Annotated in this window: 14 protein-coding genes; all 14 read left to right on the top strand. The window is 47.8% G+C overall.

The genetic code is table 11. The features are described from left to right. Window positions 1–35 precede the first annotated feature (35 nt). The 14 genes from ACINLD_RS03725 to pyrP all read left to right on the top strand — a co-directional run bounded on the left by ACINLD_RS03725 (window position 36) and on the right by pyrP (window position 12,497). Window positions 36–923, top strand: a complete 888-nt coding sequence (locus ACINLD_RS03725; RefSeq protein ID WP_410206915.1) for a putative RNA methyltransferase — start codon at window positions 36–38, stop codon at window positions 921–923. An 83-nt stretch (window positions 924–1,006) separates the two neighbouring features. After that, window positions 1,007–1,240 (top strand): YlmC/YmxH family sporulation protein, encoded by a 234-nt coding sequence (locus ACINLD_RS03730; RefSeq protein ID WP_026586884.1) that lies wholly within the window; start codon window positions 1,007–1,009, stop codon window positions 1,238–1,240. A 139-nt stretch (window positions 1,241–1,379) separates the two neighbouring features. Then, window positions 1,380–2,213 (top strand): peptidoglycan editing factor PgeF, encoded by an 834-nt coding sequence (gene pgeF / locus ACINLD_RS03735; protein ID WP_410206916.1) that lies wholly within the window; start codon window positions 1,380–1,382, stop codon window positions 2,211–2,213. A gap of 7 nt (window positions 2,214–2,220) precedes the next feature. Next, window positions 2,221–2,916, top strand: a complete 696-nt coding sequence (locus ACINLD_RS03740; RefSeq protein WP_409444701.1) for a YggS family pyridoxal phosphate-dependent enzyme — start codon at window positions 2,221–2,223, stop codon at window positions 2,914–2,916. Then, complete coding sequence (gene sepF, locus ACINLD_RS03745) at window positions 2,913–3,365, top strand: cell division protein SepF (RefSeq protein ID WP_026586887.1); 453 nt, start codon at window positions 2,913–2,915, stop codon at window positions 3,363–3,365. The genes ACINLD_RS03740 and sepF overlap by 4 nt, the downstream gene beginning before the upstream one ends. Before the next feature lie 7 nt (window positions 3,366–3,372). Further along, window positions 3,373–3,648 carry a YggT family protein gene (locus ACINLD_RS03750; RefSeq protein ID WP_026586888.1) on the top strand — a complete coding sequence of 92 codons (276 nt, stop codon included), beginning with the start codon at window positions 3,373–3,375 and terminating at the stop codon, window positions 3,646–3,648. Between the two features lie 124 nt (window positions 3,649–3,772). Next, window positions 3,773–4,549 (top strand): RNA-binding protein, encoded by a 777-nt coding sequence (locus ACINLD_RS03755; RefSeq protein WP_026586889.1) that lies wholly within the window; start codon window positions 3,773–3,775, stop codon window positions 4,547–4,549. A gap of 95 nt (window positions 4,550–4,644) precedes the next feature. After that, a complete protein-coding gene (gene divIVA, locus ACINLD_RS03760; RefSeq protein WP_026586890.1) occupies window positions 4,645–5,139 on the top strand; it encodes a septum site-determining protein DivIVA in 495 nt (164 codons plus the stop codon). Window positions 5,140–5,480: 341 nt separating this feature from the next. Next, window positions 5,481–8,243, top strand: coding sequence for an isoleucine--tRNA ligase (gene ileS / locus ACINLD_RS03765; protein WP_026586891.1), 2,763 nt, complete (start codon window positions 5,481–5,483; stop codon window positions 8,241–8,243). A gap of 171 nt (window positions 8,244–8,414) precedes the next feature. Then, entirely contained in the window at window positions 8,415–8,780 is a 366-nt protein-coding gene (locus tag ACINLD_RS03770) for a TraR/DksA family transcriptional regulator (RefSeq protein ID WP_026586892.1), read from the top strand. 44 nt (window positions 8,781–8,824) lie between these two features. Beyond that, window positions 8,825–9,364: a signal peptidase II gene (gene lspA / locus ACINLD_RS03775; protein ID WP_410206917.1), complete on the top strand. Its 540-nt coding sequence runs from the start codon at window positions 8,825–8,827 to the stop codon at window positions 9,362–9,364. A gap of 1 nt (window position 9,365) precedes the next feature. Further along, window positions 9,366–10,280 carry an RluA family pseudouridine synthase gene (locus ACINLD_RS03780; RefSeq protein ID WP_026586894.1) on the top strand — a complete coding sequence of 305 codons (915 nt, stop codon included), beginning with the start codon at window positions 9,366–9,368 and terminating at the stop codon, window positions 10,278–10,280. A 180-nt stretch (window positions 10,281–10,460) separates the two neighbouring features. Then, a complete protein-coding gene (gene pyrR, locus ACINLD_RS03785; RefSeq protein WP_026586895.1) occupies window positions 10,461–11,009 on the top strand; it encodes a bifunctional pyr operon transcriptional regulator/uracil phosphoribosyltransferase PyrR in 549 nt (182 codons plus the stop codon). A 195-nt stretch (window positions 11,010–11,204) separates the two neighbouring features. Further along, window positions 11,205–12,497, top strand: coding sequence for a uracil permease PyrP (gene pyrP / locus ACINLD_RS03790; RefSeq protein ID WP_026586896.1), 1,293 nt, complete (start codon window positions 11,205–11,207; stop codon window positions 12,495–12,497). Window positions 12,498–12,562 lie beyond the last annotated feature (65 nt).

Consider the following 12,562-nt stretch of genomic DNA (forward strand, 5'->3'; position numbering starts at 1 on the left):
ATTTATCTCCATTTGTGAATGAAAGAGGTGCTGTCATGAATAACAAGATGAGAAGCGCAGTGCTGATGAAGAGGTTTGAAAAAGTGCTTCAATGCCCGCTCTGCGCTGCGGACATGAAAGTGGCGGGCTTCAAAAGCCTCGCTTGTGTCAATCATCATACATTTGATTTAGCCAAACAAGGATATGTGAATGTTGCGGCGAATACAAAGGCCGGAAAATATGATCAAGAGCTGTTCGAGGCCCGAAAAATGATAGCTGACAGCGGATTTTTCGAGCCCTTGTATAAAGTGCTGACGAGCCGACTCAAGCAAGCATTGCCGCTGAGGCAGAAGCCGATCGGGATTCTTGATGCGGGCTGTGGTGAAGGGTCCCATCTGATCAGGATCACAGAAGATCTTAAAGCCGAGATTGGCGGCAGGGTGTTCGGAGCTGGAATCGATTTGTCAAAAGCGGGGATTTTGACGGCGGCAAGGCGTGATGCCGAACTAATCTGGTTTGTCGCTGATTTGGCGAACGCTCCTTTTCAGCGCCGATCATTTCATGTGATTTTGAACATTTTATCACCTTCCAACTATGCGGAGTTCAAAAGGCTGATATCTGCCGATGGCATGGTGATTAAAGTGATGCCAAAGGCCGGCTATCTGCAGGAATTAAGGGAAGCTTTCTATGATGGGCCGGAAAAGTCCGTTTATTCCAATCACGATACGGCCGGTCGCTTCCTCGCGCAATTTGTTCTGATAGACAGGATAGAGCTTTCATACAGCTGCGTCCTGAACCGGGAGGAGCTCAGCCGGCTGATCCGGATGACCCCTTTGTCATGGCGCGTAAAGGATGATCGGATTGCGGACTTTATGAATCGGAACCAAGCCGCTTCGATCACGGTTGATCTCGATGTTTTAATCGGCGTCAAAAAAGCGGAATAAAAAGGCGGAAAGGCAGTCTAAATGAAAGACTGCCTTTCATATAATTTTAAAGGATACACGATCAGAGGAGGCGTGCGGCTTATATGATGAACATTTCCGATTTCCAGGTGAAGGACGTTGTCAATGTGTCAAACGGCAAGAAACTGGGCAGCATCGGTGATATTGATATAAATGTAACGACGGGTAAAATACAGGCGATCGTCATCGGCGGATCAGGTAAAGTTTTTGGATTTTTCGGAAAAGAAGAGGAAATCGTCATTCCGTGGCGAAATATAGTCAAAATTGGAGAAGATGTCATTCTCGTCCGTTTAAGCTGAACAGAAAAAAGGTGAATATTGTTTCAAAAAATACATTTCGTTTAGTTTTTTGAAACGAAACTAAACGAATGCATCAAGATGTGTTAAAATAGGAGCGATATGATGAAAGACTACGATGCTTGTCGAAAGGCTGATCACCATGAGTACATATAAACCCTTTCGTCTTGATGCTCCGTCAATGCTTTTGATAGAGGATTGGACGGCGAAAAACGGCGGAGCGATTACAGCCGGATTTACGACAAAAAACGGCGGGGAAAGCAAGCCGCCTTTTCAAACATTAAATACAGGACTGCACGTGCAGGATGATCGGCGGCATGTTGCAAACAACCGAAAAAAAATTGCCGATATTTTCGAGACAGACCTCGATCATTGGGTGTTTGCCGATCAGACCCATGAAGACCGGATTCAAAAAGTGACACACGAACACCGCGGCAGCGGCGCATTACAATATGAAACGGCTCTCCGGGGAACAGACGGGCTTTATACAAACGAGCCAAATGTATTTTTGGCACTCTGTTTTGCGGACTGTGTTCCCGTTTATTTTTATGATCCGGTCCGCTCGCTTGTCGGAATTGCTCACGCCGGATGGAAAGGAACCGTCAAAGGAATCGCCGGCAAAATGGTTGAAACCTGGGTCAGACAGGAAGGATCTAATCCCCGCGACATCCAGGCGGTTATCGGGCCTGCGATCGGATCATGCTGCTACATTGTCGATGACCATGTGATGAACAAAGTCAGAAGCCTTCCTCTTCAGCAAGAAGACAAAGCTTTTTTGCCGATAAAAGAAGGGGAGTACCGTCTTGAATTAAAAGAGGTGAACAGACAGCTTCTCATTCATGCGGGAATTCCGAATGATCAGATCAAGGTCAGTTCACTGTGTACGAGCTGCGAGCGTTCGCTGTTTTTCTCCCACCGCAGAGATCAGGGAAAGACGGGACGGATGATGTCCTTCATCGGTTTAAAGGAGGTATAGCTTACAGTTGGATGTAAAAAGCAATTTACGACATATAAATGACAGAATCAACGAAGCGTGTATCAAAGCGGGCAGAACCCCCGATGAAATATCCGTCATCGCTGTCACGAAATATGTTTCCCCGGAACGGGCGCAGGAAGCGCTTGATGCGGGAATCAGGCATTTGGGTGAAAACCGTGATACCGGGCTGCTTCACAAGCTCGATGCTTTGAAAGACAGCGAACCGGTATGGCATTTTATCGGAACCTTGCAGACGAGAAAGGTAAAGGCCATTATCGATCATGTCTCATATATCCATTCTTTAGACAGGCTTTCACTGGCCGACGAGATTCAAAAGAGGGCGAAAAAGCCGGTTGACTGTTTTGTTCAGGTCAACACTTCCCTTGAATCTTCAAAACACGGCATGACAAAAGAAGAAGTTCTTCCTTTTGTAAAAAAACTGTCTGCCTACGAAAACATTCGGATTGCGGGATTAATGACGATGGCTCCTTTTACGGATGATGAGGAGGCAATCAGAAGCTGTTTCCGCCAGCTGAGAGAGCTCGCAGGCGAGGTGCGGCGGCTTGATCAATGGAATGCCCCGTGCGATGAGCTTTCAATGGGCATGTCAAACGACTTTACAATCGCCGTAGAGGAAGGCGCAACATTCGTCAGAATCGGTTCTTCCTTAGTCGGAAATGAAACTGGAGGTGGACAAACATGAGTCTTAAAAACAAGTTTAAAAACTTTTTTTCCTTGGATGACGAGGAATATGAATACGAATATATTGAAACGGACAGGGAAGAAATCCCTGAAGAGCACGAGCCGAAAGACAAAGCCGCCTACCAGTCAAAAGCGGCCGGGAAGCAGAATGTTGTCAGTTTGCAAAGCGTGCAGAAATCTTCTAAAGTGGTGTTAAGTGAGCCCCGTGTATACGCGGAAGCCCAGGAGATCGCCGATCATATCAAAAACCGCCGCGCGGTTGTCGTCAACTTGCAGCGCATCCAGCATGATCAGGCGAAAAGAATCGTCGATTTCTTAAGCGGAACGGTATATGCCCTCGGCGGCGATATTCAGCGGATCGGTGCGGACATCTTCTTATGCACGCCTGAAAACGTCGATGTCTCCGGCACAATTTCCGAGCTCATTGAAGAAGAACATCAGAGGTGGTAAATCGCAGATGATCCTATTTTATATTTACAAAGTTTTAAGCATGCTTCTAACCGTGTATTCCTTTGCGCTGATTATTTACATTTTTATGTCTTGGGTGCCGAATGCAAGAGCAACATCATTCGGCAGGGTTTTGGCGTCCGTGTGTGAGCCGTATCTGGAGCCGTTCAGAAGAATCATTCCCCCGCTTGGCATGATTGACATTTCGCCGATTGTGGCGATCTTCGTCCTGCGGTTCGCAGATATGGGGCTGATCGCGGTCTTCAGAATGCTCGGCGCTTTTTAAGACATCGCCCCTTTAAGGAGGGAAGGGCTTGCCGAAGAACGCGGCAAAGCGCCGCCTTCAAATGTTTTAGGGCAAGTTTTGGCTTGGCTTACAGCCAAGCCTGTTTACTTGGAAAGGATAGACAATGAGCGATATTTACCAGCATTTCAGAAAAGATGAGGAGCCGTTTATTGACAAGGCTCTTGAATGGAAACAAACAGCGGCCGATCAATATCGGATGAAACTGACCGATTTTTTGGACCCGCGGGAGCAGGTGATTTTGAATTCTCTCGTCGGCCAGTCGGATGAGGTGAAGCTCGCCTTTTTCGGCGGCTTTCCTGAAGCCGAACGGAAAAGGGCCGTTTTTTATCCGGAATACGTCGAGCCGTCCGCGGAAGATTTTCAGCTTCAGGCCTATGAAGTGCTGTATCCGCAGAAGTTCGCCTCCATCGAACATCGCGAGCTTCTCGGATCTTTAATGGGGATCGGGCTGAAGCGGCAAAAGTTCGGTGACTTGATCTTTGCGGACGGGACATGGCAGTTTGTTTGTTCGGAAGAGGTCGCTGATTTTGTATTTTCCCAACTTGGGCAAATCGGCAAGGTGAAAGTATCACTGGAAAAAATTCCGCTGTCAAAACTTAAAGTACCGGAGCAAGCTGTCGAAATAAGGGATGACACTGTTTCATCTTTAAGGCTTGATGCGGTTTGCTCGGCAGTGAGCAGACAATCCCGGCAAAAGGCGCAGGTTCTTGTTAAAAACGGACTCGTCAAAGTGAATTGGAAGGTTATCGAAGACCCTTCTTATACACTTCTCGAAGGGGATATGCTGTCCGTGCGCGGTTTTGGCCGCTTCAGGCTGAAAAACATTGACGGCAAAACGAAAAAGGGCAAATGGAGATTGTCGTTTGAACTGCAAAAATAAGCCAATTTCACAGTTTTTTCTCCGTCCGGTCGAATTTTGCTTTATAATGTGAACAAGGACAATTGTACATAAAGAAAATAATGGAGGTGGGCAGCATGCCTTTGACGCCAAATGATATTCATAATAAAACATTTACGAAAGCGTTCCGCGGCTATGATGAAGATGAAGTAAACGAATTTCTGGCCCAGGTGAGAAAAGATTATGAGATCGTGCTGCGCAAAAAAAGCGAGCTTGAAGCAAAGGTGAATGAGCTGGACGAGCGTCTCGGCCATTTCTCAACGATTGAAGAAACATTGAATAAATCGATTCTTGTCGCACAGGAAGCGGCGGAGGACGTAAAGCGCAATTCGGAGAAAGAAGCGAAGCTCATCATCCGCGAGGCTGAAAAAAACGCGGACCGGATTATTAACGAATCGCTCTCTAAATCAAGAAAAATCGCGATGGAAATCGAAGAGCTCAAAAAGCAATCAAAAGTGTTCAGAACCCGATTCCAAATGCTGATTGAAGCACAGCTTGACCTGCTGAAGAATGACGATTGGGATCATCTGCTTGAATACGAAGTCGACGCGGTCATGGATGAAAAAGAATAGATTTTTCATTCATTCTTGACATGTTGTCATGCGTTCGCATATAATACGTTCATAAAATCGAGTGAAAAACGTTTGAGAGGGACCGACATAATTCCTAAATCAGCAATCGAAGCGACCCGGGGGCGGTGTGAGCCCGGGATTGTTGGGATTCATGTGGATCAGCCCTTAAGTTTCCTTTCTGAACCGCGCAGTAGGAAAGGACGTCCCATCACGTTACGATGTTTGAGCGGATAAGCTGCAGCTTATCTAAAAGGGTGGTACCGCGAGATCAAAGCCTTCTCGTCCCTTATGGGATGAAGAGGCTTTTTTTGTTTTAGAAAAGATGTTTTGGAGGAATGATAATGGATTACAAAGACACGCTCTTAATGCCGAAAACGGATTTTCCAATGAGAGGAAACCTGCCGAAACGGGAGCCGGAAATTCAGGGGAAATGGGAGGACATGGATATCTACAGCCTTGTGCAGGAACGGACGGCGGGCAGGCCGATGTTCGTATTGCACGATGGGCCGCCATATGCAAACGGCGACATCCATATGGGTCATGCGCTGAACAAAATTTTAAAAGACTTCATCGTCCGTTCAAGATCAATGAGCGGCTACCACGCGCCGTATGTACCTGGCTGGGATACTCACGGACTGCCGATTGAAACGGCGCTGACAAAAAATAAAAAAGTCAAACGCAAAGAAATGACGGTCGCCGAATTCCGCAAGCTTTGCGAGGAATATGCATGGCAGCAGATCGAAGGCCAAAAGGAGCAGTTTAAACGCCTGGGCGTCAGAGGAGATTGGGAAAATCCATATGTCACGCTGAAGCCTGAGTTTGAAGCACAGCAAATCAAAGTGTTTGGCGAGATGGCAAAAAAAGGCTATATCTACAAAGGGCTGAAGCCTGTGTACTGGTCTCCTTCGAGCGAATCGGCTTTAGCGGAAGCGGAGATCGAGTATCATGACAAGCGCTCACCATCCATTTATGTCGCGTTTGATGTGAAGGATGGCAAAGGGGTTTTAACAAACGGCGAAAAATTCATCATCTGGACGACAACGCCATGGACGATCCCGGCGAACCTTGGAATCGCGGTACATCCTGAGCTGGAATACAGCGTCGTTGCTGCGGGAGGCTCACGCTATGTGATCGCCAGCGCATTGGTGGAAAGCGTAGCAAAAGCGATCGGATTTGAAGATCATGAAATCGTTCAAACGGTTAAAGGAAAAGACTTGGAGCACATCGTGGCCGCTCATCCTTTATACGGCAGAGATTCGCTTGTGATGCTCGGCGAACACGTCACAACAGACGCGGGCACAGGCTGTGTTCATACAGCACCGGGACACGGTGAAGACGACTTTATCATCGGCCAGAAATACGGGCTTGATGTCCTTTGCCCAGTTGATGAAAAAGGGAATATGACAAGCGAAGCGCCTGGATTTGAAGGACTGTTTTACGATCAGGCCAACAAACCGATTACCGAAAAGCTTGAAGAAAAAGGCGCGCTCATGAAGCTGGATTTTATCACCCACTCTTATCCGCACGACTGGAGAACGAAAAAGCCGACGATTTTCCGCGCGACTGCTCAGTGGTTCGCTTCCATCAAAGATTTCAGAAACGAGCTGCTTGAGGCTGTTAAAGAAACGAAGTGGGTGCCTGAATGGGGTGAAACCCGCCTTTACAACATGATTCGCGACCGCGGCGACTGGTGTATTTCAAGACAGCGGGCATGGGGCGTGCCGATTCCGGTATTTTATGCGGAAAACGGTGAACCGATTATCACCGATGAAACGATTGAACACGTCTCCGCTTTGTTCAGGGAGCACGGATCAAACATCTGGTTTGAAAAAGAAGCGAATGAGCTGCTTCCTGAAGGCTTTACACATCCTGGAAGCCCGAACGGCAAGTTTACGAAAGAGCAGGACATCATGGATGTCTGGTTTGATTCAGGTTCATCCCACCAGGCCGTCTTGGAAGAGCGCGATGATTTGGTAAGACCTGCTGACCTTTATCTTGAAGGGTCTGACCAATATCGCGGCTGGTTCAACTCATCGATTTCAACGGCTGTCGCCGTAACGGGAAAAGCGCCGTATAAAGGCGTCCTTTCACACGGTTTTGCGCTTGACGGCGAAGGCCGGAAAATGAGCAAATCGCTCGGCAATGTCGTCGTACCGGCAAAAATCATGAACCAGTTTGGCGCCGATATTCTCAGGCTGTGGGTTGCATCTGTCGATTATCAAGCGGACGTCCGCGTATCTGACGCGATTTTAAAACAGGTCGCAGAAGTATACCGGAAAATCCGCAACACGTTCCGTTTCCTTCACGGAAATATCAGCGATTTTGACCCGGCGAAAGATGCTGTCTCTGCAAACGATCTTCGTGAAGTGGATCAATATATTTTGATCAAGCTGAACAACCTGATTGAAAAAGTGAAAAAAGCGTATGAAGAATATGATTTTGCGGTAATTTATCATGCGGTTCATAACTTCTGTGCAATCGAACTCAGCTCGTTCTATATGGATTTCGCAAAAGACGTCGTCTATATTGAACATGCTGATCACAAAGACCGCCGCAGCATGCAGACTGTTTTTTATGAAACGCTGCTTGCCCTCGTCAAGCTGATCGCGCCGATCCTGCCGCATACAGCAGATGAAATGTGGAGCCACTTTACATTCGTATCGGAACAAAGCGTCCAGCTCAGCGATATGCCGGAGACGAAGGACATTCCGAACGCAAAAGAGACGGAAGAGAAATTCGACCGTTTCATGACGCTCCGCGATGATGTCTTAAAAGCGCTGGAAAACGCCCGTAATGATAAGATCATCGGAAAATCTTCCGTTGCGAGCCTGACGCTTTATCCGAACGAACAATCCAAGGCATTATTAGCTTCCATCAATGAGGATGTCAAACAGCTCTTCATCGTTTCCGAGTTCGCAATCGGCGGAACTGAAGCGGAAGCTCCGGAAGAGGCGCAATCGTTTGAAACAGGAAAAATCGTCGTCGCCCAAGCGGACGGAGAGACTTGTGAACGATGCCGCATGGTCTCAAAAGAAATCGGCCAGGATCCTGACCACCCTGAACTTTGCCCTCGCTGCGCAGGGATTGTCAAAACATATTATTAAAATGAACGCAACAGCGGTTCGGTTTTCCGAGCCGCTGTTTTTTTACTTAAAAAACAGCTTTTTTCAGGAACTGACATCGTTTTGTACGTCAGGAAAAATCTTATGGGCTTGGAGATCGAAATTGTCGGTAACACTAAAGGCACAACGCTAAAAGCAGGAGTTGATTCAGGAGTGAATGACCAGCTGGCGAACATCCATACAGAGCTTCTTCAAATGAAGGAGGAACTGGAGTCAAGATTATTTGAGTATTCCTTTTTTCAACAAGATTCACCGACAATCAATTCATATCAGCAGGCAACTTTGATGTACCATGTAAAAGAAGAACTGCAGGATGTGCTTTTGGCCCTTTCCAAAATAGAAAACGGAACATACGGGATCTGTGAAGAAACGGGTCAGGCGATTCCGCTTGCAAAACTTGCTGTTCTGCCGACTGCGAGAACGGCGAACGATTTTTTGTACCACATTCAGTTTGAGAAAAAGACGCTGCCCATTTGGGCCGAAACAGATGAAACCTACAGTCAAGCACTGTTTTCTTAAATGCCTTAAAGGGGGAAGCTTCGCTTTCCTCTTTAAGGATGTCAATGAATATTCCTTTACTCCGATTCTTTTTCTTGGTAAAATGCTTAAATGAAGAGAAACAGAAACTGGAGGAACAGTGTGTGCCTTATTACATAATTGCACTGATAATCATCGGTATCGACCAATTTACAAAATGGCTTGTCGTCAGCAGGATGGAATACGGAGAAAGCATCCCTGTCATCGACGGCTTCTTTCAGATCACCTCCCACCGGAATACAGGCGCTGCCTGGGGCATTCTTGAAGGGCAGATGTGGTTTTTTTACATCATCACAACGGTCGTCATCATCGGTCTTGTCTACTACATCCAAAAGCATGCAAAAGGGCAAATGCTGCTCGGGACCGCACTTGGCCTGATGCTTGGCGGGGCTGTCGGCAATTTTATCGACCGAGCCGTCAGACAAGAGGTTGTCGACTTTATTCATGTCACGATCGTCAACTATCATTACCCGATTTTCAACATCGCTGATTCATCTTTATGCATCGGCGTCCTGCTTTTATTTGTGCAAATGCTGCTAGACGGAAAGAAGAAGAAGGAGCTGTAACATGGAGCAATATGAAATGACCGTTCCGGAAGCCCATAAAAGTGAACGGATTGATAAATACTTGACCGCGGTCGAATCAGACTGGTCGCGGACTCAAGTACAGCAATGGATCAAGGAAGAACGCGTACAGGTAAACGAAAAGGCTGTCAAAGCCAATCACAAAGTGCAGCCGGGAGATGTTGTGAAAGTCGATGTTCCTGAACCGGAGCCGCTCGATGTCGAACCGGAACCGATGGATCTGGATATTTATTATGAGGATCAGGATGTCCTTGTCGTCAATAAACCGCGCGGAATGGTAGTCCACCCTGCTCCCGGCCATCTGACGGGAACGCTTGTCAACGGCTTGATGGCGCACTGCAATGATTTGTCCGGCATCAACGGTGTCATGCGTCCCGGGATCGTCCACCGCATCGATAAAGACACCTCAGGCCTGCTGATGGTTGCCAAAAACGATCTGGCTCATGAATCGCTTGTCAACCAGCTCGTCGATAAAACGGTGACGAGAAAATACACGGCGCTTGTCCATGGTGTCATCCCGCATGACCACGGGACAATCGATGCACCGATCGGCCGGGATAAAAAGGACAGGCAAAGCATGACGGTTACAAGAGAAAACGGCAAGCACGCCGTCACTCACTTTGAAGTGAAAGAACGGTTCGATCATTTTTCCGTTGTTGAGTGCCGTCTGGAAACCGGGAGGACCCATCAAATTCGCGTTCATATGAAATACATCGGTTTTCCTCTGGCCGGGGATCCTAAATACGGTCCGAAAAAAACGATCGATTTCAACGGCCAGGCGCTTCATGCCGGAGTGTTGGGATTTGATCATCCGCGCACAGGGGAATATATCGAATTTGCGGCTCCATTGCCTGAAGATATGAAAACGCTCATCGACAATCTTCGAAATAATCATTGACATGCGGTTTCTTTTTTGAAATAATAAATGCAGTTACATCAGATTCTTTAACACAGTCCAGAGAGGCTGAGAAGGATAGCGGACAAGTGAATGATACCATTCGCTTACAGAACCCCTCTCTGCCTTTTAGCGGAAGGGGTTCTTGTTTTATCCTTAGAAAGAGACGGGGTGCTTTAAGCCATGCACGAACAAGAAAAGGCTGTTGTACTTGACGAACAGGCGATCAGAAGGGCGCTGACAAGAATCGCCCACGAAATGATCGAGCGAAACAAAGGAATGAACAACTGTATCCTTGTCGGCATCAAGACGCGAGGCATCTACTTGGCCAAACGACTCGCCGAACGGATCGAACAAATTGAAGGAAACAGCGTGACGGTGGGAGAACTCGATATTACGCTGTACAGAGACGATTTGTCCAAAAAAACGTCCAATGAAGAACCGCTTGTCAAAGGCGCGGACATCCCGGTTGACATTAATGACCAAAAAGTCATACTCGTGGATGATGTGCTTTTCACAGGACGGACGGTCAGAGCGGCGATGGATGCCCTCGTCGATGTCGGACGTCCATCTGCGATTCAGCTTGCTGTACTGGTTGACAGAGGCCACAGAGAGCTTCCGATCAGGGCTGACTTTATCGGGAAAAACATTCCGACATCAAAAGCCGAAAAGGTTATGGTTGAGCTTCAGGAAGTGGACGGGCGCGACCTTGCCGCAATCTACAAAAAATAAATGATATATCCTTTTTTAAATGCATTCCAGTGAGTTTGCAAAGAGGGATCTAGACACTAACTTAAAGTCACCGCCAGCAGTGACGGTTTTTGTCTGCCTCTTTGCGCACATATGCAAAGAGGCTTTTTTTATGGCGTTATCTTGACAACATAAGAAGACATCATAGATTACGAATCGAACATCAGGAGGAAAATTATGAGCATGAAAAATATGAACTTAGATGTAAGAGATGTGCCAAAACCGCTGAATTGGCTATCCTTCAGCCTTCAGCATCTGTTCGCCATGTTTGGCGCGACCATCCTTGTGCCGAAGCTTGTCGGCTTAAGCCCGGGAGTGGCGCTGATTACGAGTGGACTCGGAACACTTGCCTACCTGTTGATCACGAAAGGGCAGATTCCCGCCTACCTAGGTTCATCGTTCGCCTTTATCTCGCCGATTCTTGCAGCCAAAGCGGCCGGCGGGCCGGCAGCTGCCATGATCGGGGCCTTTATGGCCGGAATCGTCTACGGATTGATTGCCCTTTTCATTCAGCGGCTGGGAACGGGCTGGCTGATGAAGCTTCTTCCGCCGGTCGTCATCGGACCGGTTATCATCGTCATCGGACTCGGACTGGCGAGTACAGCGGTCAATATGGCAATGTATGAAAATCCGAACGCCGAAACGCTTGTCTACAGCGCCAAACACTTTGGCGTAGCCGGGTTTACGCTGGCAGTGACCATCATCTGTGCCATTTTCTTGCGCGGATTCTTCAGCCTGATCCCGGTGTTGATCGGAATTATTTGCGGATACTTGTACGCGCTCACCCAAGGGATTGTCGACTTTCAAATCGTGGCTGATGCCAAATGGTTTGCGGTTCCTGATTTTGTTCTCCCGTTTGTCGATTATACGCCGGGTATAGCCGCTATTGTCACCGGTCTTGCGATGGTTCCTGTCGCATTCGTCACCATGTCGGAACATATCGGCCACCAGATGGTGTTAAGCAAAGTGGTTGGCCGCGATTTCATCAACAAGCCGGGGCTTCACCGCTCCATCTTCGGTGACAGTGTGGCCACAATGCTTGCTTCATGCTTGGGCGGACCGCCGACAACAACGTACGGCGAAAATATCGGTGTCCTGGCGATCACACGGGTATTCAGCGTGTTTGTCATCGGAGGAGCGGCCGTCATCGCACTTTGCTTCGGGTTTATCGGCAAGGTGTCGGCGCTGATCAGCTCAGTTCCGTCTGCTGTCATGGGCGGTGTATCCTTCCTGCTCTTCGGCATCATCGCTTCTAGCGGACTGCGGATGCTGATTGACAATAAAATCGATTTGGAAAATAAGCGAAACCTGATCATTTCATCCGTCATCCTCGTCATTGGAGTCGGCGGCGCATTTATCAAAATCTCCGGATTCGAACTGTCCAGCATGGCGCTGGCGGCTATCGTCGGCGTCATATTGAACCTTGTCCTGCCTGAATCCAAGGAAGAGCAGGATGCGACAGAAGTGTAAAAAGCAAATATGAAGACCTTTTAATTGAAGTCCAGAGAGGCTTGGAAGGGTTGTTAACAAGAGAA

The sequence above is a fragment of the Bacillus sp. z60-11 genome, from assembly GCF_046464135.1.
In the GTDB taxonomy this organism is placed as follows: Bacteria; Bacillota; Bacilli; order Bacillales; family Bacillaceae; genus Bacillus; species Bacillus sonorensis_A.